Origin of the sequence: Spiribacter curvatus, from assembly GCF_000485905.1 — a bacterium.
Classification (GTDB): Bacteria; Pseudomonadota; Gammaproteobacteria; order Nitrococcales; family Nitrococcaceae; genus Spiribacter; species Spiribacter curvatus.
The window spans coordinates 1,745,001-1,771,600 of sequence record NC_022664.1 but is presented as its reverse complement, the minus strand read 5'-3'; the positions used below and the strand labels follow the sequence as shown (position 1 = coordinate 1,771,600).

Annotated in this window: 28 protein-coding genes (1 of these 28 only partly in view); 17 read left to right on the top strand and 11 right to left on the bottom strand. The window is 67.9% G+C overall.

The annotated features are described in order from the left end of the window. The first annotated feature begins 3 nt into the window (after window positions 1–3). Entirely contained in the window at window positions 4–1,287 is a 1,284-nt protein-coding gene (hemL, locus tag SPICUR_RS08685; RefSeq protein ID WP_041382547.1) for a glutamate-1-semialdehyde 2,1-aminomutase, read from the top strand. Continuing rightward, the gene (locus SPICUR_RS08675; RefSeq protein ID WP_023368106.1) at window positions 1,284–3,152 is read left to right on the top strand and encodes a VTT domain-containing protein; all 1,869 of its coding nucleotides are present in this window, start codon (window positions 1,284–1,286) and stop codon (window positions 3,150–3,152) included. The genes hemL and SPICUR_RS08675 overlap by 4 nt, the downstream gene beginning before the upstream one ends. On the opposite strand, the gene mpl is transcribed toward SPICUR_RS08675, so the two are convergent. Continuing rightward, a complete protein-coding gene (gene mpl / locus SPICUR_RS08670; RefSeq protein ID WP_023368104.1) occupies window positions 3,123–4,466 on the bottom strand; it encodes a UDP-N-acetylmuramate:L-alanyl-gamma-D-glutamyl-meso-diaminopimelate ligase in 1,344 nt (447 codons plus the stop codon). The two genes, SPICUR_RS08675 and mpl, sit on opposite strands and share 30 nt — an antisense overlap. Beyond that, on the bottom strand, window positions 4,463–4,969 hold the full coding sequence (locus SPICUR_RS08665) for a hypothetical protein (protein WP_023368102.1): 507 nt from the start codon (window positions 4,967–4,969) through the stop codon (window positions 4,463–4,465). The genes mpl and SPICUR_RS08665 overlap by 4 nt, the downstream gene beginning before the upstream one ends. 80 nt (window positions 4,970–5,049) lie before the next feature. Between SPICUR_RS08665 and SPICUR_RS08660 the strand changes: the two genes are divergently transcribed. The 9 genes from SPICUR_RS08660 (at window position 5,050) to SPICUR_RS08620 (ending at window position 13,188) form a co-directional block, all read left to right on the top strand. Beyond that, window positions 5,050–6,234, top strand: a complete 1,185-nt coding sequence (locus SPICUR_RS08660) for an SAM-dependent methyltransferase (protein ID WP_023368100.1) — start codon at window positions 5,050–5,052, stop codon at window positions 6,232–6,234. A gap of 39 nt (window positions 6,235–6,273) precedes the next feature. Next, window positions 6,274–7,533 carry a 6-phosphofructokinase gene (locus SPICUR_RS08655; protein ID WP_023368098.1) on the top strand — a complete coding sequence of 420 codons (1,260 nt, stop codon included), beginning with the start codon at window positions 6,274–6,276 and terminating at the stop codon, window positions 7,531–7,533. Between the two features lie 61 nt (window positions 7,534–7,594). Beyond that, window positions 7,595–8,122, top strand: coding sequence for an inorganic diphosphatase (ppa, locus tag SPICUR_RS08650; protein ID WP_023368096.1), 528 nt, complete (start codon window positions 7,595–7,597; stop codon window positions 8,120–8,122). Between the two features lie 5 nt (window positions 8,123–8,127). After that, window positions 8,128–8,691, top strand: a complete 564-nt coding sequence (locus tag SPICUR_RS08645) for a cob(I)yrinic acid a,c-diamide adenosyltransferase (RefSeq protein ID WP_023368094.1) — start codon at window positions 8,128–8,130, stop codon at window positions 8,689–8,691. A 2-nt stretch (window positions 8,692–8,693) separates the two neighbouring features. Continuing rightward, on the top strand, window positions 8,694–9,575 hold the full coding sequence (gene prmA, locus SPICUR_RS08640; protein ID WP_023368092.1) for a 50S ribosomal protein L11 methyltransferase: 882 nt from the start codon (window positions 8,694–8,696) through the stop codon (window positions 9,573–9,575). 52 nt (window positions 9,576–9,627) lie between these two features. Next, window positions 9,628–9,891 carry a helix-turn-helix domain-containing protein gene (locus SPICUR_RS08635; protein ID WP_023368090.1) on the top strand — a complete coding sequence of 88 codons (264 nt, stop codon included), beginning with the start codon at window positions 9,628–9,630 and terminating at the stop codon, window positions 9,889–9,891. A gap of 18 nt (window positions 9,892–9,909) precedes the next feature. Then, on the top strand, window positions 9,910–11,487 hold the full coding sequence (gene purH / locus SPICUR_RS08630) for a bifunctional phosphoribosylaminoimidazolecarboxamide formyltransferase/IMP cyclohydrolase (protein ID WP_023368088.1): 1,578 nt from the start codon (window positions 9,910–9,912) through the stop codon (window positions 11,485–11,487). Window positions 11,488–11,509: 22 nt separating this feature from the next. Beyond that, a complete protein-coding gene (gene purD, locus SPICUR_RS08625; RefSeq protein ID WP_041382546.1) occupies window positions 11,510–12,808 on the top strand; it encodes a phosphoribosylamine--glycine ligase in 1,299 nt (432 codons plus the stop codon). Beyond that, a complete protein-coding gene (locus SPICUR_RS08620; RefSeq protein ID WP_023368084.1) occupies window positions 12,805–13,188 on the top strand; it encodes an MAPEG family protein in 384 nt (127 codons plus the stop codon). Before purD ends, SPICUR_RS08620 begins: the two co-directional genes overlap by 4 nt. On the opposite strand, the gene SPICUR_RS08615 is transcribed toward SPICUR_RS08620, so the two are convergent. Beyond that, entirely contained in the window at window positions 13,178–13,597 is a 420-nt protein-coding gene (locus SPICUR_RS08615) for a YbaN family protein (protein ID WP_237220329.1), read from the bottom strand. The genes SPICUR_RS08620 and SPICUR_RS08615 overlap by 11 nt on opposite strands. Window positions 13,598–13,700: 103 nt before the next feature. Between SPICUR_RS08615 and hemN the strand changes: the two genes are divergently transcribed. Continuing rightward, on the top strand, window positions 13,701–15,092 hold the full coding sequence (gene hemN, locus SPICUR_RS08610) for an oxygen-independent coproporphyrinogen III oxidase (protein ID WP_023368080.1): 1,392 nt from the start codon (window positions 13,701–13,703) through the stop codon (window positions 15,090–15,092). On the opposite strand, the gene SPICUR_RS08605 is transcribed toward hemN, so the two are convergent. Next, on the bottom strand, window positions 15,089–15,547 hold the full coding sequence (locus SPICUR_RS08605) for a copper chaperone PCu(A)C (RefSeq protein ID WP_023368078.1): 459 nt from the start codon (window positions 15,545–15,547) through the stop codon (window positions 15,089–15,091). The genes hemN and SPICUR_RS08605 overlap by 4 nt on opposite strands. A gap of 16 nt (window positions 15,548–15,563) precedes the next feature. Then, the gene (locus tag SPICUR_RS08600; protein WP_023368076.1) at window positions 15,564–16,244 is read right to left on the bottom strand and encodes a histidinol-phosphatase; all 681 of its coding nucleotides are present in this window, start codon (window positions 16,242–16,244) and stop codon (window positions 15,564–15,566) included. Window positions 16,245–16,328: 84 nt separating this feature from the next. On the opposite strand from SPICUR_RS08600, the gene SPICUR_RS08595 reads away from it, so the two are divergent. Both SPICUR_RS08595 and ptsP read left to right on the top strand, forming a co-directional pair. Continuing rightward, window positions 16,329–16,877: an RNA pyrophosphohydrolase gene (locus tag SPICUR_RS08595; RefSeq protein ID WP_041381867.1), complete on the top strand. Its 549-nt coding sequence runs from the start codon at window positions 16,329–16,331 to the stop codon at window positions 16,875–16,877. Window positions 16,878–16,882: 5 nt separating this feature from the next. Continuing rightward, window positions 16,883–19,147 (top strand): phosphoenolpyruvate--protein phosphotransferase, encoded by a 2,265-nt coding sequence (gene ptsP / locus SPICUR_RS08590; protein WP_023368072.1) that lies wholly within the window; start codon window positions 16,883–16,885, stop codon window positions 19,145–19,147. 6 nt (window positions 19,148–19,153) lie between these two features. Here the strand turns inward: ptsP and irrA are convergent, their stop codons facing one another. The 4 genes from irrA to SPICUR_RS08570 all read right to left on the bottom strand — a co-directional run bounded on the left by irrA (window position 19,154) and on the right by SPICUR_RS08570 (window position 22,390). After that, on the bottom strand, window positions 19,154–19,585 hold the full coding sequence (irrA, locus tag SPICUR_RS08585; RefSeq protein WP_023368070.1) for an iron response transcriptional regulator IrrA: 432 nt from the start codon (window positions 19,583–19,585) through the stop codon (window positions 19,154–19,156). A gap of 40 nt (window positions 19,586–19,625) precedes the next feature. Beyond that, a complete protein-coding gene (gene hemJ, locus SPICUR_RS08580; RefSeq protein WP_023368068.1) occupies window positions 19,626–20,060 on the bottom strand; it encodes a protoporphyrinogen oxidase HemJ in 435 nt (144 codons plus the stop codon). Beyond that, window positions 20,057–20,554, bottom strand: coding sequence for a TlpA family protein disulfide reductase (locus SPICUR_RS08575; protein WP_023368066.1), 498 nt, complete (start codon window positions 20,552–20,554; stop codon window positions 20,057–20,059). Before SPICUR_RS08575 ends, hemJ begins: the two co-directional genes overlap by 4 nt. A gap of 72 nt (window positions 20,555–20,626) precedes the next feature. Then, complete coding sequence (locus SPICUR_RS08570) at window positions 20,627–22,390, bottom strand: chloride channel protein (RefSeq protein ID WP_023368064.1); 1,764 nt, start codon at window positions 22,388–22,390, stop codon at window positions 20,627–20,629. Between the two features lie 18 nt (window positions 22,391–22,408). Between SPICUR_RS08570 and argC the strand changes: the two genes are divergently transcribed. Together argC and erpA are read left to right on the top strand one after the other, a co-directional pair. Continuing rightward, the gene (gene argC, locus SPICUR_RS08565) at window positions 22,409–23,443 is read left to right on the top strand and encodes an N-acetyl-gamma-glutamyl-phosphate reductase (protein WP_023368062.1); all 1,035 of its coding nucleotides are present in this window, start codon (window positions 22,409–22,411) and stop codon (window positions 23,441–23,443) included. A gap of 67 nt (window positions 23,444–23,510) precedes the next feature. Then, window positions 23,511–23,861, top strand: a complete 351-nt coding sequence (gene erpA, locus SPICUR_RS08560) for an iron-sulfur cluster insertion protein ErpA (protein WP_023368060.1) — start codon at window positions 23,511–23,513, stop codon at window positions 23,859–23,861. 6 nt (window positions 23,862–23,867) lie between these two features. Here the strand turns inward: erpA and SPICUR_RS08555 are convergent, their stop codons facing one another. Together SPICUR_RS08555 and SPICUR_RS08550 are read right to left on the bottom strand one after the other, a co-directional pair. Beyond that, window positions 23,868–24,950 (bottom strand): anhydro-N-acetylmuramic acid kinase, encoded by a 1,083-nt coding sequence (locus tag SPICUR_RS08555; protein WP_023368058.1) that lies wholly within the window; start codon window positions 24,948–24,950, stop codon window positions 23,868–23,870. A 14-nt stretch (window positions 24,951–24,964) separates the two neighbouring features. Then, window positions 24,965–26,377 carry an OapA family protein gene (locus SPICUR_RS08550; RefSeq protein ID WP_023368056.1) on the bottom strand — a complete coding sequence of 471 codons (1,413 nt, stop codon included), beginning with the start codon at window positions 26,375–26,377 and terminating at the stop codon, window positions 24,965–24,967. A gap of 107 nt (window positions 26,378–26,484) precedes the next feature. Here SPICUR_RS08550 and tyrS point away from each other — a divergent pair, with 107 nt between their 5' ends. Next, on the top strand, window positions 26,485–26,600 hold the start of the coding sequence (tyrS, locus tag SPICUR_RS08545; protein WP_023368054.1) for a tyrosine--tRNA ligase. Its footprint extends 1,090 nt past the window's final position; the window shows 116 of its 1,206 coding nt (coding positions 1–116); the start codon lies at window positions 26,485–26,487; the stop codon falls past the right edge of the window.

Sequence of the window (26,600 nt, the reverse complement as noted above, 5' to 3'; positions counted from 1 at the left end):
ATGATGACCAGTCGATCCGAACCGCTTTTTGAACAGGCCAGTCAGTATCTCGTCGGCGGCGTCAACTCCGCGGTGCGGGCATTCCGCGCCGTGGGAGGGACGCCTGTGTTCATGCGGCGGGGCGAAGGGGCCTGGATCGAGGATGTGGACGGCAAGCAGTACGTCGACTATGTGCTCTCCTACGGCCCGCTCGCCATGGGGCATGCCCATCCCGACGTCGTGCGCGCCATCACCGATACCGCCGCCCGCGGGACGAGCTTTGGCGCGCCGACCGAGCTCGAGACCGAGCTGGCGATGAAGGTCCAGGCGATCATGCCCGGCATCGAGCGCCTGCGCATGGTCAACTCCGGGACCGAGGCGTGCATGAGCGCGGTCCGCCTGGCACGCGGCTATACCGGTCGCGATCGGGTGCTGAAATTCCGTGGCAACTATCACGGCCACGTCGACGCTCTGCTGGTCGAGGCCGGCTCTGGCGTGCTGACCCTGGGGATTCCCGGTTCCCCGGGTGTGCCAGCGGCGGTGACCGAGACCACGCTGACCGCGCCCTACAATGATATCGACGCCGTCCGGCAGCTGTTCGCCGAGTATGGCGACACCATTGCGGCGGTGCTGGTTGAGCCGGTCTCCGGGAACATGAACTGCGTACCAGCGCTGCCGTCATTCCTGCGGGGGCTGCGTGAGCTCTGCGACGAGAGCGGCGCGCTGCTGGTCTTTGATGAGGTGATGAGCGGCTTTCGGGCGGCGCTGGGGGGCGCACAGGCATGGTATGGGATCGATCCGGATCTGACCTGCCTGGGCAAGGTCATCGGTGGTGGCCTGCCAACGGCAGCGCTCGGTGGGCGTGCCGATGTCATGGACTGGCTCGCACCCACCGGGCCGGTGTATCAGGCTGGCACGCTGTCGGGTAACCCGCTGGCGATGGCCAGTGGTCTGGCAACGCTCGCAGCGCTCTCACAGCCCGGGGTCCACGCCGATGCGGTGGCCTGGACCGCCCGCCTGCTCGAGGGCCTGCGCGAGCGCGCGGCGGGGGCGGGTGTGCCGTTGTTCACCCACCAGGCGGGTACCATGTTCGGGCTGTTCTTCACCGACAGCGATTCGGTGGTCGGCTTCGAGGACGTCGCGGCCTGTGATGGCGAGCGCTTCAAGCGGTTCTTCCACGGCATGCTCGAGGCCGGTGTCTACCTGGCACCGTCGGCATTCGAGGCCGGATTCGTGTCCACCGCGCATGACGAAACCGCACTCCAGCACACGCTGGATGCGGCCGAGCGGGTGTTCGCCGATCTGTGAGCGGGCTCGAATCAGCGCTTGAGCCACTCTTTGAGTGGCTCTCGGTCAACCCGGGCTGGGCCGGGCTGATCATTGGCCTGATTGCCTTGACCGAGTCCCTGGCGCTGGTCGGACTGATCGTCCCCGGCGCTGTATTGATGTTTCTGGCCGGCGCGGCGGTGGGCGGCAGCAACATCGCGATCCTGCCGATGCTGCTCTGGGCGATGGCCGGCGCCATTATCGGCGACAGCCTCAGCTATTGGCTGGGGCGTCACTACCGCGACCGGCTGCGCGGTCTACCCCTGGTCCGCCACTACCCCCAGGCGCTGGATAACGCCGAACGGCTGTTCCGCCGTCATGGCGGCAAGAGCGTGGTGCTGGGGCGCTTCATCGGTCCGGTCCGTCCCGTGATTCCCGCCGTGGTCGGCATGCTGGGTATGCCGACCGGGCGATTCCTGCTTGCCAACGTTGGCTCGGCGCTGGGCTGGGCACCGGCCTATCTGCTGCCCGGTATCGTCTTCGGTGCCTCGCTGGCCCTTGCCATGGAGGTGATGGGCCGGCTGGTGGCCTGGCTGGTACTGGGCTTTGGCGGTTTCCTACTGCTGCGCTGGCTCATTCCGCGCATCGATCGGCCGCTGCGTCTCGCCGGCAGTCGGCTCGCCCGGGCGATCGGCCGGCATCCGCCGCCGGGACAGTGGCGGCGCTGGCTGGCGCCCTTCCATGCCGCACTCCGGGCGCTGCGCCACCGCCAGGGCTGGCTCTGGTGGCTGGCGCTGCTCGCCGTGCTGGCAACACTCGGCCGCGCGATCCTCGTGCCACAGCCACTGGGCTGGGAGCGGGGACTGGTGGCGCTGTTCAATGCCCAGCGCGGCGATGCCCTGCAGGCGCTCGCCTGGACGCTCACCCAGGCGGGTGGGTGGCTGCCCGTGACCGCCGCGGCACTCGCGCTGTTCATCATGCTGTGGCGCAGCGGTGAGGGCCGACGCGCCTGCTACGCCCTGTCGGGCGTCTGTCTTGCGTTACTCACCGGGCTGGCGCTGAAGGGGCTGGTCGATCTGCCGCGACCGTTGGGACTGACTGCGACCGGCGACTGGGGACCGGCCTTCCCCAGCGTCCATAGCGCGGCGATTGCGGCACTGGTCACGACATGGATCACGCTGCTGCCCTGGCGGGCGCTGGTTGCCCGGCGCATGACACTGGCCCTGGGGAGCGTTCTGGTGGCGATGGTCACGGCATCACGCCTGATGCTCGGCGTGCACTGGCCACTGGACATCATCGCCGGTCTGGGGCTGGGGGTGGTGCTGGGCGCGCTGCCGGCGCTGGCGGATGGCGGTGCCCGCCGGTCGATGCGCTTCCCGGCGGCGGTGAGTCTGTCCGCCGGTGTACTTCTGGCGGCGACGGCCGCTGTGGCCGGGATGGACTGGCCGGATGCCCGCGAGCGTTATCCGCAGCAGGCCGGTCTGCCGGCGCCGAGCGAGGAACGGCTTGGCCTGGCCGGACCGGGAGCGCCGTTCGTCGCGGTGCGTGCCGCCGACGGGCGCGGCATCGTCGCCGCTGACGAGCGGTGGCGCCAACCGCCCGAGTGGCGCTGGGAAACCCTGCTGCGCTGGATCAGCCCACGGCCGGACGCCGCCCGCCTGCCGGTGCTGCCACGGTGGCATGCCGGTCGGCTGCCCGATCAGGTGTTGATCCGGGTGACCCCCGATCCCCGCAAGCGCTGGGTCCTGCGGATCTGGCGGGCGACGACCGGGGCGGGCGACCGCCGGCGGTTGATCGATCTCGAGCGTGATGCGATCCGGCCGGGCGTCCTGCTGCCTAGGCTGCGCCGCCATCGCCCCGGGGCGGCCGCGATTGAGTCACTGCGGATCGGCGAGCCGCGCCAGTAACCGCTCGTGGATGCCGCCGAAGGCGCCGTTGCTCATGATCACCACGGTATCGCCATGCCGGCTGGCGCCGGCGACGGCCGCGATCAGGCTGTCGATGTCGGCGGCGGTCTGGCCCCGACCGCCGAGCGCTGCAAGGGCACCGGCGATATCCCAGTCAAGATCCGCGGGCGCGAGGACGAACGACCGATCGGCGGCCGCTAACGCCTGACCCAGCCGATCACGATGGATGCCCTCGCGCATGGTGTTGGAGTGGGGCTCCACGACTGCGAGGAGCCGGCCGTTGCCGCCCTCGGCGGCCAGCGCCTCGAGGGTGGCGGTGATCGCCGTCGGGTGATGGGCGAAATCATCGAGGATCCGCACGCCGCCCGCCTCGCCGCGCCACTGCAGCCGACGGCGGACGCCCTTGAATGCGGACACGGTGGCGAGGTTGCTGTCCATGGCGATGCCCGCATGGCGGGCCGCGAGCAGGGCGGCGGCGGTGTTCATGGCGTTATGCCGGCCGGGCAGGGGTGGGCGCCAGTGCCAGTCAGCGAGGCGCCAGCCGTGCCCCGCCGGCGCCAGCCGGTAGGCGGCATCAGCGCCTGTCCCGAACCCGATCCGCTCGCTCCAGCAGCCGGCTTCGAGGACCCGGGCGAGGGCCGGGTCATCGGTGTTCACCACGATCCCGCCACAACCGGGGACCGTTCGCACCAGGTGCTGGAACTGACGCTCGATCGCTGCAAGATCGGGAAAGATGTCGGCATGATCGTACTCGAGATTATTCAATACCAGCGTTCGCGGCCGGAAATGCACGAACTTCGAGCGCTTGTCGAAAAACGCGGTGTCGTACTCATCCGCCTCGATGACGAAAAACGGTGCCTGTCCCAAACGCGCAGGGGTGACGAAGTTCTCGGGGACCCCACCGATCAGGAAGCCGGGTTCGAGACCGGCGGACTCAAGCAGCCAGGCCACCAGGCTGGCGGTGGTGGTCTTGCCGTGGGTGCCGGCCACGGCGATCACCCAGCGGTCATGGAGGATATACCGCGCCAGCCAGGCCGGCCCGGAGCAATAGTCGAGGCCGCGGTCGAGCACTGCCTCGACGGCGGGGTTGCCCCGCGACAGGGCGTTGCCGATGACGATCTGGTCGGCGCTGTCGGCGTGGATCAGTCGCCCGTAGCCCTCGTGAACCTCGATCCCCGCGGCCGCGAGCACATCGCTCATCGGTGGATAGAGCGGACCATCCTGGCCACTGACCCGGTATCCGGCCTCCCGGGCGAGCAGCGCCAGTCCGGCCATGAACGTCCCGCCGATGCCAAGGACGTGGACATGGCTCATGCGCCGGAGATCATGCGCACGAAGGCGCTGCCGCCGAAGATATAGGCGAGGGTGATGCCCAGGCTCAGTGGGTTGGTCATCGCCAGAGCGGCCTTGAGGATGTGGTTGACCACCGCGATATTCCAGACCAGCAGTATAAGGAAGGTCAGTGCGCCCAGCGCCGTGGCCTCGTCGGGGCGACCGACCAGCAGCAGGATCGGCAGCCCCACCGTCGAGATGAGCGCGTCGGCGGCGAACAGCGCGGTGGCGCTCTGGACGAACCGCGGGCCATAGCCACGCAGCCACAGCGCGATCGCGAGAAAGGCGAGGTTATAGGCGGCGAGCAGCCCGATCTGCAAAAACGGGTTGGTGTCGGGGGTGAAGCGCTGGATGACCGGGACATTGATCACCGCCGTCAGGGCGATCGCGGCGCCCATCAGCCCGGTGGAAAAGGGCAGGTCCTGGGGGCCAGCGCGGAGCGTGACGAGGCCAATGACCGGCTGGATGACGCGGGATGTGGACATGTTATCAATCGCCTGCGGGTGATTTAGGGTGCTGGAAATGGTACCTGTTAGAACGGGCGACGTCGCGATAGGGGGGCGCTATGCTTGAGCGCGTGCTGGATGAGGGGGTTGAATACGGCCAGCTGCGGCTGACGTGGCCGGATGGTCGTCACTGCCTGTTTGGCGACGGTGAACCGGCCGGTACGCTGCTGTTGCACGAGGCCCGGGTGGCTCGGCGGATACTGGCGGATCCCGAGTTCATGCTGGGCCAGGCCTATATGGACGGTCACTGGAGCACGCCTGACCTGCGTGCCCTGCTGACAGTGCTGATGAGCAACTTCGCGCGGGAGCAGCGCGGTGGTGCCCGGCGCGCCGCGGACTGGCTGCTCCGCCCGCTCCAGCAGTGGAACCGCCGATCGGCGAGCCGACGCAATGTCGCCCACCACTACGACATCGACGAGCAGCTATTCCGGCGCTTCCTCGATCGGGATCTGCAGTACTCCTGCGGCTACTGGCCGGCGGGCACCGATGATCTCGAGTCCGCGCAGGCGCAGAAGCGCGCCCTTGTCCGTCGCAAGCTGTGCCTGACACCCGGTCAGTCCGTGCTCGATATCGGCTGCGGTTGGGGTGGGCTGGCGATCGAGCTCGCCGAGCAGACCGATGCCCGTGTGGTCGGGCTGACACTCTCCAGCGAACAGGCGCGGGTGGCGAGGGCACGCGTGCGCGAGCATGGCCTTGAGGATCGGGTCAGCATCCGCCTGCAGGACTATCGCGACGTGCCCGAGCGCTTTGATCGTATCGTGAGCGTGGGCATGTTCGAGCATGTCGGTGCCGCCTACTACGATCAGTATTACCGCGCCGTCCGTGATCATCTGACCCCCGACGGCGTGGCGCTCATTCATACCATCGGCCGGCTGGGTCGGCCGGCCGTCACCAATCCCTGGATCAGGCGCTACATCTTCCCGGGTGGCTATATCCCATCGTTGTCCGAAGTGACACCGGCCATTGAGCGTCAGGGGCTTGCGACCACCGATATCGAAGTGCTCCGCCAGCACTATGCGCTGACCCTCGCCGAGTGGTTCCAGCGCTTCCAGGCGGTGCGTGGGGATATCGCCGCGGAGAAGGGCGAGCGATTCTGCCGTCTGTGGGAGTTCTATCTGGCGGTCAGCGAAATGGCCTTCCACTATCGCGGCCTGGCGGTCTTCCACTTACAGCTCGCGCGTGATCCGACGGCGGTGCCGCTCACCCGCGACTATCTGCTGGAGGCTGAGAAGGCGCGGAGTTGATAGACTCCCCCCGCTGATCAGGACACAGGGGGAGTGCACATGCCTGCGAGAAATGCCTTTTACGCCCAGTCCGGGGGGGTGACGGCGGTGATCAATGCCAGTGCCGCCGGCGTCATCGAGGCCGCCCGCGAGCATCCCGAGGCCATCGGGACCGTCTATGCCGGGGTCAACGGCATTCTCGGCGCGCTCCACGAACAGCTCATTGACACCGCCCACGAGTCGGCGCAGACCATCGCCGCGCTGCGCTACACGCCTGCCGGGGCATTCGGCTCCGCGCGCTACAAGCTCAAGGGGCTGGAGGAAAACCGTGCCGAGTACGAGCGCCTGATCGAGGTGTTCCGGGCCCATGACATCGGTTATTTCTTCTACAACGGCGGCGGCGATTCCCAGGACACCGCCCAGAAGGTCTCGCAGCTCGGCGAGGCGATGGGCTATCCGATCACCTGCATCGGGGTGCCCAAGACCGTTGATAATGACCTGCCGGTGACGGACACCTGCCCGGGCTTTGGCTCGGTGGCGAAGTACATCGCGGTGGCGACCCGCGAGGCCGGGCTGGACGTCGCCTCCATGGCCGAGACCTCCACCCGGGTGTTCATCCTCGAGACCATGGGCCGGCATGCCGGCTGGATCGCCGCCGCCTCGGCCCTGGCGCAGGACCGGGAGGACGCCCCGCCCCATGTCATCCTGCTGCCCGAGGTGGCGCTGGATGAACAGCGCTTTCTGGATCGGGTACAGGCCTGTGTCGAGCGGATCGGCTACTGCGTCGTCGTGGTCTCCGAGGGGCTGCGGACCGCCGATGGCCAGTTCGTCGCCGACCAGGGCACGCGCGATGCCTTCGGCCACGCCCAGCTTGGCGGCGTCGCGCCGGCGGTCGCCTCGATGGTGCGGGATCGCCTGGGTTACAAGTATCACTACGCGATCGCCGATTATCTGCAGCGGGCCGCCCGCCATATCGCCTCGGCCACGGATGTGGAACAGGCCCATGCCCTCGGGCGCGCCGCCGTGGAGCTCGCGCTCGCCGGGCACAACGCGGTGATGCCGACGGTCGTGCGCGAGTCCGGATCGCCCTATCGCTGGCATGTCGGTCAGGTGCCACTGGAGGCGGTGGCCAACCGCGAGGCGAAGATGCCGGCGTCGTACATCGATGCCGAGGGACTGTTCGTCACCGAGGCGGCGCTGCGCTACCTACGCCCGCTGATCGCCGGCGAGGACTACCCGCCCTATCGCGATGGCCTGCCCGAATACGCGCGTCTGCGGGGTGAGCGCGTGGCGCCCCGGTGCCCGCCGTTCAGGGACTGACCCGAGCCGGACCGCCGCGTATACTCCCCGCCATTCAGCACATCGACATCAGGAGGTTTCCATGGCCTACGAGGGCATCGACGCCGGCAAGAATCTGCCGGACGACATCAACATCATCATCGAGATCCCGGCCAACGCCGATCCCATCAAATACGAGGTGGACAAGGACTCCGGCGCCATCATGGTCGACCGCTTCATGGGCACGTCGATGCGCTATCCGGCCAACTACGGCTATATCCCCGACACCCTCTGCGGCGATGGTGATCCACTCGATGCGCTGGTGGTCACCCCGTTTCCCCTCGCGGTCGGCTCGGTGATCCGCTGCCGCCCCGTGGGTGTGCTCGAGATGGCCGACGAGGGCGGTGAGGATGCCAAGCTCCTGTGTGTGCCGATCAGCAAGCTCACGCCCATCTATGATCGGGTCAATGGTCCCGATGACCTGCCGCCGCTGCTGCTCGAGCAGATCGGTCACTTCTTCGAGCGCTACAAGGACCTCGAGCCCGGCAAGTGGGTCAGGGTGAACGGCTGGAAGGGCTATGACGCCGCTGTGGCCGAGATCAATGACTCGATCAAGCGTTTCGGCGGCTGAGCGGCATGGTCAAGCTCACGCGCATCTACACACGCACCGGTGATACCGGTCAGACCGGCCTCGGCGATGGCAGCCGGGTCGCGAAGACCGATCCGCGGGTCACCGCCTATGGCACCGTTGACGAGCTCAATGCCCTGCTGGGGATCTGCCGGCTGCATGCCGGCGGTGACCTGGAGGCGGCGCTGACGCGCATCCAGAATGATCTGTTCGATGTCGGCGCCGATCTGTGTACGCCGGAGCAGGACGATCCGCCGTTCGAGCCACTGCGCGTGGTGGCGGCCCAGACCGAATGGCTGGAGGCGGAGATCGATCGCGTCAACGCCAACCTCGACACCCTGCGCTCGTTCGTGCTGCCGGCCGGCAGCCCGGCGGCCGCCCACCTGCACCATGCCCGGACGGTGGCCCGTCGGGCCGAGCGGGATACCGCGGCGCTGGCGGTGACAACGCCCATCAACGAGCATGTGCTGGGTTATCTCAACCGGCTCTCGGACTATCTCTTCGTCCTCGCCCGCGATGCCAACCGCGACGCCGGTGGCGACGTCCTCTGGCAGCCCGGCGAAAACCGCTGACCATGCCCGCCCACCAGGTCGCATTCGCGGTCGAGGCGGCCCGGGCGGACACCCTGGAGGCCGTCCTCGAAGCGGCCGGGGCCGAGGCGATCACCTGGGCCGAGGCGCCCGGCAGCACCGCGGTCCTCGAGCCGCCACCCGGCGAGACCCGGCTCTGGGACCAGCTGCGGGTCGAGGCGCTGTTCCCGGCGGATTGTGATCGCGCCGCGATCCGCGCGGCGGTGGCGGAGGCCCTCGGTGGCGAGCCACCGGACTGGCACGCCACCGAGATCGCGGATCAGCCCTGGGAGCGGGCCTGGCTCGAGCATTTCCAGCCGCAGTGCTTCGGCGGATCGCTCTGGGTGGTGCCCTGGGGCATGGATGCCCCCGAGCCCGATGCGGTGAATATCCGCCTCGACCCGGGGCTTGCCTTTGGCACCGGCACCCATCCCAGTACCACGCTCTGCCTCGCGGCGCTGGCCGCGGATCCGCCGCTGGGGGAGACGGTGATCGACTACGGCTGCGGCTCGGGGCTGCTGGCGATCGCCGCGCTGCGTCTGGGAGCGGCCCGCGTGCTGGCAGTGGACAACGATCCGCAGGCGCTGGTCGCGAGCCGTGACAATGCCGAGCGCAACGGAGTCGCGGACCGACTCGAGGTGGCGGATGCCGAGGCCGTGCTGCCGGTGGCCGATCGTGTGCTGGCCAATATCCTCGCCGGCATCCTGCAGGATCTGGCGCCACGACTCACGCCGGCGCTGGCGTCCGGCGGCCGGCTGACCCTGGCCGGGCTCCTGGCGGGTCAGGCCGATTCGGTACGGGCGGCCTATGAACCCGCCTGCCAGTTCGCCGCGCCGGTGGCGTCCGGCGAGTGGGTCCGGCTCGATGGTCGACGCGCGCCGCTTTAACGGGCCGGGTGTTGCGTTTATGATTTCGGCTTTCCCGCGAAGGAATCACCCCATGGAAGATGAGTCCGCGCCGGAGCGCGCCAGCGTCGGCCCTATCCGTGCCTGTGTGCACGATACGGTGACCGCCTATTTCCAGCACCTCGACGGGCAGGCGAGCCATGACCTCCACCGGATGGTGATTGAGCAGGCCGAGGCACCGTTGCTGGAGGTGGTCATGCGCGAGTGCGCCGGCAATCAGACCCGGGCGGCGGCGGCCCTGGGGATCAATCGCGGGACACTGCGCAAGAAACTACGCCAGTACGGCCTCGAAGACTGAACGCGACGGAGTCCATTCATGACGGCTGCCCCCACAATCCCGCCACTGCGGCGGGCCCTGATCAGTGTTTCAGACAAGACCGGGGTCGAGGCCCTTGCACGCGCGCTGGCCGACCGGGGGGTCGAGATCCTCTCCACCGGTGGCACCGCCCGGCTGCTCGATGAAGCCGGTATCCCGGTGATCGAGGTCAGCGAGCACACCGGTTTCCCCGAGATCATGGCCGGACGCGTCAAGACCCTTCATCCACGTATCCATGGCGGACTGCTGGGCCGGCGCGGCGAGGATGACGCCGTGATGGCCGAGCAGGCGATCCCGCCCATCGATCTGCTGGTGGTCAATCTCTATCCCTTCGAGCAGGCGGTGGCGCGGCCGGACTGCACGCTTGCCGACGCCATCGAGCATATCGATATCGGTGGGCCGGCGATGCTGCGCGCGGCGGCGAAGAACCTTGACGGGGTCGGGGTGGTGACCGCGCCCGATCAGTACCCGGCGGTGATCGATGCGCTCGAGCGTCACGGGGGCCTTGATGCCGGTCAGCGGTTTGAGCTGGCGGTGGCGGCGTTCAACCACGTCGCCCGGTATGACGCGGCGATCAGCGACTACCTCTCGGCCCGGGGGGCCGATGGCACGGTCTCGGCGTTTCCCGGTCAACTCAACCGTCACTGGCGGAAGGCCGCCGAGCTTCGCTATGGCGAGAACCCGCATCAGGCGGCGGCATTCTATCGCGACCCGCAGGCCGCGCCCGGCAGCTTCGCCCATTATGACCAGCGCCAGGGTAAGGCGCTTTCCTATAACAACCTCGCCGATGCCGACGCCGCCTGGGCCTGCGCCGGCGCGTTCGATGCCCCGGCCTGTGTCATCGTCAAGCATGCCAACCCCTGTGGCGTCGCCGTGGCCGACGGCCTGCCGGCGGCCTATGACGCCGCCTTCGCCACCGATCCCGCCTCCGCGTTCGGCGGGATCATCGCCTTCAACCGGCCGCTGGATGCCGATACCGCCCGCGCCATCGTCGAGCGGCAGTTCGTTGAGGTGATCCTCGCGCCGGCGGTCAGCGAGGAGGCCCTGGCGGTCACTGCGGCCAAGGCCAATGTCCGCGTGCTGACGATCGCTGACGGGCCGGTGACGCCGACGGGGTGGCGGCTGCAGCCGCTGGGCGGCGGACTGCTGGTGCAGGATCAGGATATCCCGCTGACCGGCGATGCGGGGCTGCACTGCGTGACCCGTGAGCCGGTGACCGATGCCCTGCGGGCGGACCTGGATTTCGTCTGGCGGGTGGCGAAATTCGTCAAATCCAATGCCATCGTCTACGGCCGCGACGGTCGGACGCTGGGCGTCGGCGCCGGTCAGATGAGCCGGGTCGACAGCGCCCGAATCGGCGTGGGCAAGGCAGAGGCCGCCGGCCTCGACCTGACCGGCTCGGTCCTTGCCTCGGATGCGTTCTTTCCGTTCCGCGATGGTATCGATCAGGCGGCGGCCGCCGGTGTGCGGGCGATCATCCAGCCCGGCGGCTCACGGCGCGACGACGAGGTGATCGCGGCGGCGGACGAGCACGGCATTGCCATGCTGTTCACCGGCATGCGCCACTTCCGGCACTGAGCGAGCGATGGGGGCAGGCGAGATGAGGATCCTGGTGGTGGGAAACGGCGGCCGCGAGCATGCCATGGCCTGGCGGCTGGCGCAGTCGCCGCGCAGCGGGCATGTCTATGTCGCCCCGGGGAACGCCGGTACCGCGCTTGAGGACGGGGTGAGCAACGTCGACGTCGGCGTCGATGACATCCCCGGGCTGATCGAGCGCGCCCGGGCGCTGGCGGTGGACATGACGGTCATCGGCCCCGAGGCGCCGCTGGCCGCGGGGGTCGTCGATGCCTTCGAGGCCGCCGGTCTGGCCTGTCTGGGGCCGCATCAGGCGGCGGCGGAGCTGGAGGCCTCGAAGGCGTTCGCCAAGGCGTTCTTCGCCCGCCACCACATTCCCAGCGCCGATTACCAGACCTTCGAGGCGCTGGCACCGGCACAGGCCTATATCCGCGAGCGCGGCGCACCGCTGGTGATCAAGGCCGATGGCCTTGCGGCGGGCAAGGGCGTGACCATCGCCCGGAGCGTCGACGAGGCGCTGGCCGCGGCGGCGGATATGCTCGATGGGGCGTTCGGGGCGGCCGGCGAGCGGATCGTGGTGGAGGACTTCCTCACCGGCGAGGAGGCGAGTTTCATCGCCCTGGTGGATGGCGAAACCGTGCTGCCGCTCGCCAGTTCGCAGGACCACAAGGCCCGTGACGCCGGTGATCAGGGGCCCAATACCGGTGGCATGGGGGCCTATTCACCGGCACCGGTGGTCACCGATGCGGTGCATGCGCGCATCCTCGAGTCGGTGATCCGGCCCACGGTGGAAGGTCTGGTGGCCGAGGGTCGTGGCTTCAAGGGATTCCTCTACGCCGGGCTGATGATCGATGCCGGGGGCGAGCCGCGGGTGCTCGAGTTCAACGTCCGTCTCGGTGATCCCGAGACCCAGCCCATTCTCATGCGACTGGCGAGTGACCCGGTCACGCTGTTCGAGGCCGCCCTGACGGGCACCCTTGACGCGCAGACGGTGGCCTGGGATCCACGCCCCTGTCTGGGCGTGGTGCTGGCGGCGGCAGGCTACCCGGCGGGTTACGAGCGCGGCGATGTCATCGAGGGCCTGACCGGGGCCGACCGCGATGACCGCAAGCTCTTCCATGCCGGTACCGCGACCGACCCACAGGGGCGGCCGGTGACCGCGGGCGGCCGGGTGCTCTGCGCCTGTGCCCTCGGCCGCGACATCGTCGCCGCGCAGACAGCCGCCTACGAGCTGGCCAATGACGTGCATTGGCCGGGACGGTTCATGCGCACCGATATCGGCTATCGAGCCGTGGATCTGCAACGGCGCGGAGGGGATGGATGACGATCGCTTACTGGGCCGTTCTGGCGGCGATGGTGATGCCGTTCGTATTCGCCGGACTGGCGAAGTCACAGGGGCGGTTCGACAACGCCCGGCCACGGGAATGGCTGGCCGGCCTCAGCGGCTGGCGTCAGCGCGCCCACTGGGCACAGCTCAATACCTTCGAGGCGTTCCCGCCGTTCGCGGCGGCGGTCCTCATTGCCCATCAGGTCGGCGGCGCCCAGGGCTGGATCGACGCCCTGGCAGTGGCGTTCGTCGTGTTGCGGCTCGGTTATGGCGCCGCCTATATCGGCGATCGGCCGACCCTGCGCAGTCTCCTCTGGACCACTGCCTTCGCCTGCGTGGTGGGGCTGTTCGTCGTGGCCGCGTCGACTACGGCCTAGGGCCATGGGGCCGGGTCGCCAGAAAGGTGACCACCCCGGCCATCACCGCACTCGCCGACAGGCGGGCGTAGAGCGGTTCCACACTGATCCACATCCATCCCCAGCTGAGCGCCACCAGTACCAGCGCCGTGACCTTGGCGCGTGGGCGGATGGCCCGGTGATCGCGCCAGTCGCGTAGCAGGGGGCCGAAGCGGGGATGGCTGTAGAGCCAGGCATGCAGCGCCGGTGAGCTGCGCGACGCGCACATGGCGGCGAGCAGCAGAAAGGGCGTGGTTGGCAGCAGTGGCAGGATCGCACCGACGCTGCCCAGGCCGATAAAAAACAGCGCCAGTGCCAGCCAGGCACGCCGTATCAGCCGTGCCCGCAGGCCGGTGGGCGCCGGTGTCTTCTGTTCATCATCGTGCCTCAACGCAATCCTCCGCCGACTGTGCATCGGACTGACCCAGATCAATCCGTCGCGGCGCCTGAGCGCCTATGATGCCACGAATGATCACCATTGGAGCGACACGCTGATGGCCGACCGTCTACTTCTCGATCGGACCCTGCTGCGCCGTTACGACGTCACGGGCCCGCGTTACACCTCCTATCCCACGGCCGCCCAGTTCACCGAGGCGTTTGATGCCGGGCGCTATCGGGAACGCGTCGCCTGGAGTAACGACGATCCGATCCCGCGGCCGCTGTCACTCTATGTGCATGTGCCGTTCTGCCGGACGGTGTGTTTCTACTGCGCCTGTAACAAGGTGATCACCGCCAACTACCGCCGGGCGAGCGATTATCTCGCCCGCCTGATCGACGAGCTCGACCTGCAGGCGGCGCTGTTCGCGGACGACCGGCCGGTGGAGCAGCTGCACCTGGGCGGTGGCACGCCGACCTATCTCTCCGATGGGGATCTGGCGACACTGATCGATGCCATCGCCCAGCGTTTTCCGATGGCGGCGCCGGCCCGGCGCGAATTCTCCATTGAGGTCGATCCGCGCACGGTCGACCGTGAGCGCATCCGCAATCTCGCCGCCCTGGGCTTCAACCGCCTGAGTCTGGGGGTGCAGGATTTCGACGCCGATGTGCAGAAGGCGATCAACCGCGTCCAGGGCGTTCAGGCGACCGCGGATATTGTCGAGGAGGCGCGGCATCAAGGCTTCCACTCGATCAATCTTGATCTGATGTACGGGCTGCCGCTACAGACCCCCGAGCGCCTGTCGCAGACCCTGGATGCGGTGATGACCATGCGGCCGGACCGGATCGCGCTCTATAACTATGCGCATATGCCGCAGATGTTCCGCATCCAGCGCCAGATCCCGGATGCCAGTCTGCCCGCGGCGGAGATGAAGCTGACGCTGCTGATCGAGGCCATGCAGCGCCTCTCGCGCGAGGGCTATCACTACATCGGTATGGATCATTTCGCACTGCCGGGCGATGCGCTCGCGGCGGCCGCCGATGAGGGCACATTGCACCGCAACTTCCAGGGCTATGCCACACGGCCCGATCTTGACCTGATCGGGCTGGGCGCCTCGTCGATCGGCCAGATCGGGGATGCATTCAGCCAGAATGTCCGCGATCCGGCGGGCCATGATGCCGCCGTGAGTGCCGGCGAGCTACCGATCTGGCGGGGTGTGGCGCTCACGGCGGATGATTGTCTGCGCCGGGATGTCATCCAGGCGGTGATGTGCCGGGGGCGGGTCGACTATGCGGCCATCGAGGCGCGTCACCCGATCGAGTTCACCGACTATTTCCGGGACGCGCTGGTCGAGCTCGAGCCGTTGGCGGTCGATGGCCTGTTGACCATGGATCATGCCTCGCTGCAGGTCACCGAGCGGGGGCGGTTGTTCCTGCGCAATGTCGCGATGCCGTTCGATGCCTATCTGACAGCGGGTCGTGCCGAACGGCGGTTCTCGCGGGTCATCTAGTCGGCGGCCATCGCCGTGGGTGCCAGGACATCGACCGTCACGGCCAGCGGGCCGGCGTCCTCGGTCTCGAGCTCGATGACGAACGTCTCGCCCTCGGTGAGGGCCGATTCGATGCCCATCATCATGACATGACGGCCGCCGGGTTCGAATAGGACCTGGCCCGCTGCCGGGATTGATACCCGGGGGGTGTGCACCATGCGGCTGTTGCCGCCGTCCTCGAGGGTCCGGTGCAGCTCGGCGCGGCTGGCCCGGTCGGTGCTCACCCCGACGAGCGCATCGCTGCGCGGGCCATCGTTGCGGAGCTCGAAATAGACGGCGCCCTTGTCGAAACCGGGTGGTGTGGCACGGGCCCAGGCATCCTCGATCACGATGTCCGCGTGGGCGGCACCGGCCAGGCCGGCGAACAGGAGGCCGGCGATGATCCGACGGCCGGCAGAGAGGCAGTGGCGATGCATCCTGTGGATCTCCTCGTCAACTGAGTGGCTGCGGGGTATCACCCGCGCGGAGCGTGAGCACCGGCCAGTGGCGCTCGTGAGCGGCCGCTTCAAGGATGGCGTCCGGATCGATGGCGACGGGCCGGTCGACATGCTCGAGCAAGGGCAGGTCGTTGCGCGAGTCGCTGTAGAAATGGACCGTCTCGAAAGCGGCTTCCTGAGCGTCGAGCCAGGTCTGCAGCGCTTTGATCTTGCCCTCACGGAAGGTGGGAATGCCGCGATGGCGACCGGTGAACCCTGACGCGCCCCGCTCGGGCTCGGTGGCGAGGAGGATCGGGATATCGAACAGCTCGGCAATGGGCTCGGTGACAAAGCGGTTGGTGGCGGTGATGATCATCAAGGCATGGCCGCGCCGGCGGTGATGCTCGACCAGCGCCTGAGCGGCCGGGAGGATGCGCGGCCGGATATGCCGATCGATGAAGGCGCGCCGCCACTCACGCAGTGTCGGCTCGGGTGTCTCGGCCAGTGGCTGGAGGGCAAAGCGCAGGAAGGCATCAATGTCGAGCCGACCGGCCTCGTAGTCGCGCATGAAACGCTGGTTGTCCCGCTCGAACCGGGCCCGCGGCACGGCACCCTGTTCCATCAGGTGCTGTCCCCAGAGGTAGTCGCTGTCGCCGTCCAGGAGGGTGTTGTCGAGGTCGAAAATCGCCAGCTGCACGCATCATTCCCGCTTTCGCATTGCCGCCTGATTCTCCTATGTGGAAGAATAACCCGCAATAGAATTCTTCTTTTGGTGCAGTAAGTGATTGATAAAAAAGGGTTTCGTCCAAATGTTGGGATGATTCTGGCCAATGCCGCCGGCGAGCTGCTGTGGGCGCGCCGCGTGGGTCAGGATGCCTGGCAGTTCCCTCAGGGCGGGATCCAGCGCAACGAAAGCCCGGAGGCAGCGCTCTACCGCGAGCTCAATGAAGAGGTGGGGCTGGCGCCCTCGGACGTGGCGGTGCTGGGCGCCACGCGGGGCTGGCTCCACTACCGCCTGCCGCGGCATCTGATCCGTCGCCGGCAACGCCCCACCTGCATCGGTCAGAAGCAGGTCTGGTTTCTGCTCCGGCTGCGGACGGCCGACACGCGGGTCCGCCTCGATGCGACACCGGCGCCGGAGTTCGATACCTGGAGCTGGGTGCCGTACTGGTATCCGCTCGAGGAGATCGTCTCATTCAAGCGCGAGGTGTACGCCCAGGCGCTGGACGAGCTCGCGCCGGTGCTCTTCCCCGAGGGGCCGCCGCGACGGCCCGTGAATCCGGGGACCGGGCGGCCGCCCGCCATCCCGCAGCCCGGCCAGGGGCGGTAGCGGCGGTGCTGGAAACGCTCCATCGCATTGTCCAGTCGGTCAATGCCGCGAGCGATTTCCGCGAGGCGCTGGAGATCATCGTCGAGCGGGTGGCCGAGGCCACAGAGGGCGATGTCTGTTCGGTCTATCTGCTCGAGGGCGACGGCGAACACCTGCGGCTCATGGCGACGCGCGGGCTGAACGTCGATGCGGTGGGTCAGGTGCGGCTGCCGCTCACGGAGGGACTGGTCGGCCTGGTGGCGCAGCGCGAGGAATCCATCAACCTCAACGACGCCGATCGCCACCCCCGCTTCCGTTATTTCCCCGAGACCGGTGAGGAGCGCTTTCACTCATTCCTCGGGGTGCCGGTCATTCACTACCAATCACGGCTGGGCGTGCTGGTGGTCCAGCGCCAGGCGCGCGAGCGCTTCACCGATGCCGAAGTCGCGTTTCTGGTGACCATGGCCGCGCAGCTGGCCGGCGTGATGGCGCATGCCCGTGTCCGGGGTGAACTGACCGATGGCGCCGAGGTGGCGCGGGGTGGACCACTGGGGCTGGATGGTATCGGGGGGGCCAGCGGCCTCGCGATCGGCGAGGGGCACGTCATGACCGGTGCCGCCAACCTCGAGAGCATCCCCGATCGCCGGGTCCGCGATGCGGACGCCGAGGCCGCCGCCTTCGCCGCGGCGCTGACGGCGGCCCGAGAGGATATCCGCGCACTGGCGGCGAGGATGGAGGGCCAGGTCCCGGCGGCCGAACAGCAGCTCTTCGATGTCTATCTGCAGATGCTCGATGGGGACAGCCTCCGCGAGCGGGTGCATGCGCACATCCGCGACGGCCACTGGGCGCCGTTCGCCGTACGGTTGACGATCGCCGAGCACAGCCGGCGGTTCGAGGCGATGGATGATGCCTATCTGCGTGAACGGGCCAGCGACCTGCGCGATGTCGGCCGGCGGCTGCTGACCCGGCTGCTGGCGCTCGAGGAACAGGATCAAACGCTCCCCGAGCAGACGATCCTGGTGGGCGAGGAAGTGAGCGCCTCGCAGCTGGTGGAAATCCCCACCGACAGGCTCGCCGGCGTGGTCAGTGCCGGTGGATCGGCGAACTCGCATATCGCCATCCTCGCCCGGGCGCTGGGAGTGCCGGCGGTGATGGGGGTGCGGGAACTGCCCGTCCATGGCCTCCACGGCCGGGCGCTGATCGTCGATGGCTATCGTGGTCGGGTGGAGGTGGACCCGGCGCCGGCGCTGCGGGATGAGTATCAGCGCCTGGTCGAGGAGGAGGCGGCGCTGACCGCCGAGCTGGCCGAGATCGCCGGCGAACCGGCGCAGACCCCTGATGGCCATTGCATCAATCTCTACGTCAACACGGGGTTGGCGGCAGAGATCGAACGCGCCCTGGAGATCGGCTGCGCCGGCGTCGGTCTGCATCGCACCGAGTTTCCGTTCATGATCAGCACCCGCTTTCCCGGCGAGAGCGAGCAGGTCGAGGACTATCGCGCGGTGCTCCAGGCCTTCGCGCCGCTGCCGGTCACGCTCCGGACCCTCGATATCGGCGGTGACAAACCGCTGCCGTACTTCCCCACCCACGACGACAACCCGTTCCTGGGCTGGCGCGGCGTGCGCATGACGCTGGATCACCCGGAGATCTTTCTGACCCAGCTGCGTGCCATGCTGCGGGCCTCCGCCGGACTGGACAATCTGCGGGTGATGTTTCCCATGATCACCCGGGTCGAAGAGGCCGATCAGGCCGCGGCCCTGGTCCGCCGCGCCCGCGACGAGCTGACCGAAGAGGGGGTGGAGACGGCCGCGCCGGCCGTGGGGGCGATGGTCGAGGTGCCCGCGGCGGTGTATCAGGCGGAGAGCCTCGCGCGTCGGCTGGATTTCCTGTCCATCGGCAGCAATGATCTGGCGCAGTATCTGTTGGCGGTGGACCGCAATAACAGTCGCGTCGCGTCGATCTATGACGAGCTGCACCCGGCGGTGCTACGGGCAGTGGCGGAAGTCGCAGCGGCCGGCCGGCGGCTGGATACGCCGGTGACCATCTGCGGGAGCATGGCCGGTGAACCGGCGGTGGCGCCGCTGCTGCTGGCGATGGGGATGGAGGGGCTGTCGATGAGCAGCGGCCGGCTGTTACGCGTCAAGCGCGTGCTGCGCACCATCCCCTATTCGACCGCCCGCTCAATGCTCGACGCGGTCCTGGTCTGCGAGACACCGGGTGAGGTCCGCCGGTTGATCAACGCCGAAATGGACCGCTACGGATTGGGCGGTCTGATCCGCGCCGGCCGCTGACGATACTCAGCCCGGGCGGCGGACGCGCACGATGACGTCGACACCCTCAATGGTCTTGCCCGGCGGCGGTGTCGGCAGACCGTCCACGGCGACGCCATTATGCGGGATGTCCTCCATCTCACCGGTTTCCTCATCGAGGAAGTGATGATGCGGATCGACCTTGGTATCGAAATAGATCCGCCGCGGATCGGCGAGGATCTCCCGCAGCAGGCCGGCCTCGGTGAACTGGTGGAGGGTGTTGTAGACCGTCGTCTGTGACAGCCGCATACCCGTATCAATGGCCTCGGCGTAGAGCTCCTCGGCGGTGATATGGCGCTCGCCCTGCCCGAAGATCAGCCCGGCGAGCCCCATACGCTGGCGGGTCGCGCGCAGTCCGGCGCCCTGCAGCAGCTGGCGGACGTAGTCATCATGTTGGCGGGAGAAAAGCACAGACGTCATGTCGATGAACCATTGTGGACTTAATGAGTACGGTATCAGATTACCACGGAAAACCGGGTTTGAGTTCGACCAGCAGCACAACGGCGATCAATACCAGCACCGGTAATTCATTGAAAACCCGGTACCATCGATGGCTCCGCGTGTTCCGGTCCTGGGCGAAGGCCCGGAGCAGACGCCCACAGTACAGGTGGTAACCGACCAGACCAATCACCAGCAGGGTCTTCATGTGCAGCCAGCCCTGCTCGAGCCAGTACGGCTGGATGACGACCAGCACCACGCCCAGGCCCACCGCGACGATGGCGCTGGGGTTCATGATGCCGCGGTAGAGCTTGCGCTCCATGACCTTGAAGCGCTCGCGCCCGATCTCGTCCTCGGCCATTGCGTGATAGACGAACAGCCGTGGCAGATAGAAGATCGCCGCGAACCAGGTGATCACGCTGATGATGTGGAATGACTTGATCCACAGGGCGGTCATGCCGACTGCCGCTCCGCGAGCATGGGCCCGAGCTGGCGGCGCAGGGACTCGAAGTCGATCGGGCCGATGCGCTGCCAGACCACGCCGCCCTCGGGGTCGATCAGGACCGTGGTCGGTGTCACCCGGACCTGGTTGAAGGCATTGGCGATACGGCCGCCGTCATCCAGCACGATGCTGTAGGGCAGCCCGCGCTGGGCCACCAGCGCCTCAACCTGCGCCCGGGGGTCGTAGTCCATGGCGACGCCGACGATGTTCAGCCCCCTGTCGGCGAGGTCATGATGCAGCTCCACCACCTCGGGCATTTCGGCGACGCAGGTCGGACAGGTCGTCGCCCAGAACACCAGCATCACCGGCTCGCCCTGATACTGACCGAGTTCGGCCTGGGCGCCATCCAGCATATCGAGCTCGACGTTCGGGGCGGGCTCGCGCGCCGGTGGCGCGAACCAGACATAGCCAACGACCGCCACGATCACCAGGGCCAGGACACCAGCCAACCATTCTTTCCGCACGGCAGAGTCCCTCTATTGATCCGTTGGCTGATTATACCAACTGTCCGCCGTGCTGACTCAGCTGAGATACGCCCGATAGATCGCCGTGCGGGTCACGATCCCCTGCCACTCGACCGTCCCGTGACCGACCGGGCGGGTGGCGAGTAGCGCCGCGTCGCCCGCCTCGCGGAGCTGCTCGATGGCCTCGCGCAGGCTCGCCTTCTCATCGATGGCCAGCAGCGGGATCGATCCGGCGAATGCCGCCCGGCCCGCGTGACGGTTATCGCGCAGGGTGGCGGGATCGCTCAGCCGTGTCGGCAGCCCGTCCTGCCCCGCATCGTGGAGGAGCCAGCTGGGGGGGGCCGCGAGCGCCGCATCGATCCCATCGGCCGGCGTTGATGCCGCCAGCTGCCGGCAGTGCGGGTCGATGAGCTGGAGGATCCCCAGCCGGCTCGCGGCCTGCAGTAATGGGTTGCGGCGTGGATCGAGCCCGCGCTCGCCCAGCGCCAGGTGATGGATCGAGTCGGTCTGAAAGATCTCGCGGGCGCTGAGCGTGGCGGCGGCGATGGTCAGCATGCCCGGCATGATGATGCCGGGGTTGGCGGTGAGCTCGAGCATGGCGGTCAGCGCCGCCAGCGGCGCGCGCAGGGTCGCCCCCATCATCGCGCCCATGCCCAGCAGCGCATAGAGCGCCGGTCCGCCGAGCGGCGCGGCGATCATCGACTCCGCAACCAGTCCCACCGCGCCCCCGGCCGCGGCCCCCATGACCAGCGTCGGGCCAATGATCCCGCCGGGCACGCCCAGGCCGATGACGGCTGTCGTCGCCACTAGCTTGGCAGCGACGATGGCGATCAGTAGCGCGATGCCCAGTTCGCCGGCGAGGGTGGCGGCGATGGTGTCATAACCGATCCCCATCACCTGGGGGACGACCAGGCCGATGAGGCCGACGATCAGCCCGCCGGTCAGCGTCCGTCGCAGGGGCGGCCAGTGGGTGAGGGCCTGGCCAACGATGCGGAGCAGACGAATGAATACCGCCGCCAGGCCCCCCAGCAGCAGACCGAGGACGAGGACCAGCGGCAGTTCATGGAGCCCTTCGATGGTCAGCACCGGGACGGAGAACACGATGCCGGTCCCGAATACCAGGCGGGCGAGGGCGGTGGCGGTCACACCGGCGATGATGACCGGGAGGAAGCCGGCGATGGTGTATTCCATGACCACCACCTCCATGGCGAAGGCGACGCCGGCGAGGGGGGTATTGAACGAGGCACCGATGGCGGCCGCCGTCCCGCAGGCCACCAGCGTGCGCAGGCTGTTGTGGGGGAGTCCCAGCCACTGACCGACCTGACTGCCGGCGGTGGCGCCGAGATGGACGCTGGGGCCCTCGCGCCCCACCGAGTGACCGCTGACGATGGCGATGGTGGCGACGACCAGCTGGTGGATGGCGTTGCGCAGTGGCAGCAGTGCCTCGTGATAGGTCGTGCGCTCGATCACAAAGCCGATGCCGGTGCGCGGATCGCTCCGCGCGGCGTGGCGCATGTACAGGCCGATCAGCCCGGCGCCCGCAATCGGCAGCAACAGCCGCTGCCAGGCGGGCAGTGCCTCGTAGTTGCCGAGCATACCGCCGGGTAGCAGTGCCGACTGACCGGACTCGTAGAGCAGCCGGAAGCCGATCACGACCAGCGCCGTCAGGGCGCCGACGATCACGCCAAGCCCGGCCATCAGGACCGGTGCCCGGCCAATGGACAGGCGCTGCTGCTGTGACTGACTGGGGGTCATTCTCACGATCGGGTTCACCATCGGCGCCCGGTTGGCGTCTCTGGCATCATACAGGGTGAACGCCATCAGCTCAGGAGACGGATTATGACGATAACGGCCGGGATCGTGGGCGGCACGGGCTACACCGGTGTCGAGCTGTTACGCCTGCTGGCGGGGCACCCACAGGTTGCCCTGCAGGTCATTACCTCCCGCGCCCAGGCGGGGGTGCCGGTCAGTACGATCTACCCGAACCTGCGCGGTCATATCGATCTCGCCTTCTCCGAGCCTGACACCGAGGCGCTGGCCGCCTGTGATGTGGTGTTTTTCGCCACGCCCAATGGCACGGCCATGGAGATGGCACCGGCACTGATCGATCGGGGTGTCCGTGTCATCGACCTGGGGGCCGACTTCCGGATCCGTGATCTGTCGGTGTGGTCGGACTGGTATGGCATGGCCCACAGCTGCCCGGCACTGGCCGCGGAAGCGGTCTATGGATTGCCGGAGCAGGGCCGCGACGCCATTCGCCGGGCGCGACTGGTGGCCAATCCGGGCTGCTATCCCACCGCCGTACAGCTCGGGTTCCTGCCGCTGCTGGAGGCGGGACTGGTCGATACCGGCCAGTTGGTGGCCGATGCCAAATCGGGGGCCAGTGGCGCTGGCCGTCAGCCCCGTCAGCACACGCTGCTGTGCGAGGCCGGTGAGAACTTCCACGCCTACGGCGCCTCCGGGCATCGTCACCTGCCCGAGATCCGCCAGGGGCTGGAGGCCGCGGCGGGTCACCCGGTGGGGCTGACCTTCGTGCCGCATCTGATCCCCATGATCCGCGGTATTCACGCGACGTTGTACGGGCGTCTGCTCGATCCATCAGTGGATCTGCAGGCGGTCTATGCGGCGCGCTTCGCCGACGAGCCGTTCGTCGATGTCCTGCCGCCGGGCAGTCACCCCGAGACGCGCAGCGTGCGCGGCAGCAACATGGTCCGCATCGCCGTGCACCGGCCCGAAGGCGGTGACATGGCGCTGGTGCTGGCGGTGGAGGACAATCTCGTCAAAGGCGCGGCGGGCCAGGCGCTGCAGAATCTCAACCTGATGTTCGGTCTGCCCGAGACGCTGGGCCTGCAGGGCATAGCGGTGTTGCCCTGACAGCGATTGACGTTGCTGCGGGCGGGCAGGAGAATCATTGGACAATCGATCAGTCGGAGACAAGGCAATGAGTGAAGTGGCGGAGCAGGAAGACCTGCTTGTTTTTACCGACAATGCGGCGACGAAGGTGCGCCAGCTCCTCGACGAGGAGCAGAACGAGGCACTCAAGCTCCGCGTCTACATCACCGGTGGCGGCTGCTCGGGCTTTCAGTACGGGTTCATGTTCGACGAAAGCGAAGAGGCCGGTGACGCAACGGTGGAGAATGCCGGGGTCAAACTGCTGGTGGACCCGATGAGCAGCGCCTATCTCGAAGGCGCGGAGATCGACTATGTCGAGGGGATCGAGGGTGCCCAGTTCGTGATCCGCAATCCCAACGCCAGCACCACCTGCGGCTGCGGGTCGTCGTTCGGCGTCTGACCAGGCTCAGGCCGGGTAGATCCCGCCCAGGGGCACCGGTCGCCGGGCGCCGGTGATCGATGCCAGATCCAGCCGGTCACGGCGCAGCGCGGCCCGGCCCAGCCAAGCGAATCCAATCGCTTCCACCAGTGAGGCTGGAACACCCAGCTCATCGCCGGTGCGCAGGGGGCAGGGTGCCAGCCGCCCGGCAATCGCCCGACGCAGCCCGGCATTCAACGCACCGCCGCCGGTCACCACGACATCCTCCGGCGCTCCGCCCCATTCATCGATCGCGGCACAGAGGCTCTCGGCGGTCAGCGCGAGCAGTGTGGCCTGTATATCCGCCGGCCGCTCAGACGTGCCCCGATAGCGCGCCAGCCAGGCCAGATCGAAGGATCGCACGTCGATACTCTTGGGCGGCGGGCGGCGGAAATACGGGTCGGCGAGAAGCGCTTCGAGCAACCCCTGATCGACGCTGCCCGATGCGGCCCAACGGCCATCCTGATCAAACGCCGCGCCGAGGTGGCGCCGCGTCCAGGCATCCATCAGCGTGTTGCCCGGTCCGGTATCGAAGCCACCCAGTGCCTGTCCACCGGCGGCCAGCACCGAGACATTGGCGACACCACCGATGTTGACCACGCAGCGTCGGTGGTCACAGCCAAACAGGGCGGCATGGAATAGCGGCGCCAGGGGGGCGCCTTCGCCCCCCGCGGCCAGATCGCGCTGGCGGAAGTCGGCGATGACGCGGATGCCGGTGGCCTCGGCCAGGCGGCTGGGATCGCCGATCTGACAGGTGACCGGCGGATCGGCAGCGGGCGCGTGCCAGAGGGTCTGGCCATGCAGCGCGATCCCATCAACGCTCCCCCGCGCCGCGCCGGTTGCCGATCGAAGCGCGCTGACGGTGTCGGCATAGACCTCGGCGAGCCGCGCATCCAGCATCAGCACCGTTCGCAGTGGGCTGTCGCCATGAACGGCCCGCAGCTGGTCTGCGAGTCCGCTGGGATAGGCGTGGTGGATGTGCCCGGCCAGTGCTGGCTGGCCGTCGGCATCGAAGTCGACCAGCGCGGCGTCGACACCATCCAGACTGGTGCCCGACATCAGGCCGATCATCCGCATTGGGGCGCCTACTCGCTGGCCCGGGCGACGCGGGTCGGAGTCAGTCCGTTCAGGCGGGCGAGCAGATCGGTGGTCTCGCGCTCGAAGTCATCGCGATAGCGCTCCGCGATGGGTGTCGCCTCTGGCAGATCCACCGTTCGCGGGTTGCGATGGGTGCCATCGACCCGGAATTCGTAGTGCAGGTGCGGACCGGTGGACAGACCGGTGCTGCCGACGTAGCCAATGATTTCACCCTGCTCAACCCGCTCGCCCACCGAATGGCCGTTGGCGAATCCGCGCATGTGCGCATAGAGCGTGGTGTAGCGCGTGCCATGCTTGAGTACGACGGTGTTGCCATAGCCGCCCTTGGTCCCGCGCTCGATGATCCTGCCATCGCCGGCCGCCTTGATCGGCGTGCCGGGCGGAGCGGCGTAGTCCGTGCCGCGGTGGGGGCGTTTGGTGCCATAGACGGGATGGACGCGGTCGGGGTTGAACTCCGAGCTCACCCGGGTGAAGTCGGTGGGGGTGCGCAGAAAGGCCTTGCGCATGCTGCGCCCGTCTGGCGTGTAGTAATTGCTCTGGCCTTCCGGTGTCTCGTAGCGCAGCGCCCGGAAACGCTCGCCACGGTTGATGAACTCGGCGGCGAGGATATCGCCGTTGCGCACCTTCTGGCCGTCGCGATACAGGGTCTCGTAGATGACGACAAAGGAGTCGTTGCGTCGCAGATCGAGTGCGAAATCCACATCCCAGCCAAAGATGCCGGCGAGCTTCATGATCAGCGCGTCATTGAGTCCCGCCTCGATGCCGGCGTTATAGAGCGAGCTCGCGATCTGACCCTCGGCCTGGGCGGTGCGGCGCTCGAGCTCGACGGTCTCGACATAAGGGGCCCATTCGCCGTCGTCGTCGCGGCGTAGATGCAGGGTGCGGGTCGGGCTCATTGCGTAGCGCAGCCCCAGCAGGCGGTCGTCGGTATCCTTCTGCAGATAGATCTCATCGCCCGGGAAAATACGGGTCAGCTGATCGGCGGGGGTGCCGGCGTTGACGACCTCATGGACGTCGCGGGCACTCAGACCGGCGCGCTGGAAGACCGCAGCGAGATTGTCGCCGCTGCGCACGGTCTGGACCTGCCACTGGGGCGCGGGACTGTCGGCGGGCTCAACCGGGCTGCTTGCGACCGGGCGGTCCAGCTCGGCACCGGTCGATGGCGGGTTCCCGGCTGTGCCGGCGGATGAGCCGATGCGCTCGCGCAGCGTGGTGGCGGTAGGTAGCGCGGAGGGGTCAGCGACCCCGCTGGTGGTGTCGGGAACGCCCGGCGCCTCGGGCAGTGACAGAGGGCGTGAGATCTGTCGCGTTTCCGGGGGATCGGCCCGGGGCCAGACCAATGCGCCAACGACCAGTGTGATCCCCAGCAATAACAGCCCATTGCGTAACCGACGCGTCATTATTCGAATCCGTGCGTTCATGTCGCTGAACGATAGCCCCGGCCCGTATCAGGGTCAATTAGGCTAGAATCCGGTTTTCTTGGCCAAGAGCACGACGGGAGCACGGTATGGGCGATGTGGACGCCGCACTTGAGACACTCTGGCGCGGAGCCGATGAGATCATTCGCGAGGACGAGTTGCGTGAGCGTCTTGCCAGTGGCCGGCCATTGCGCATCAAGGCCGG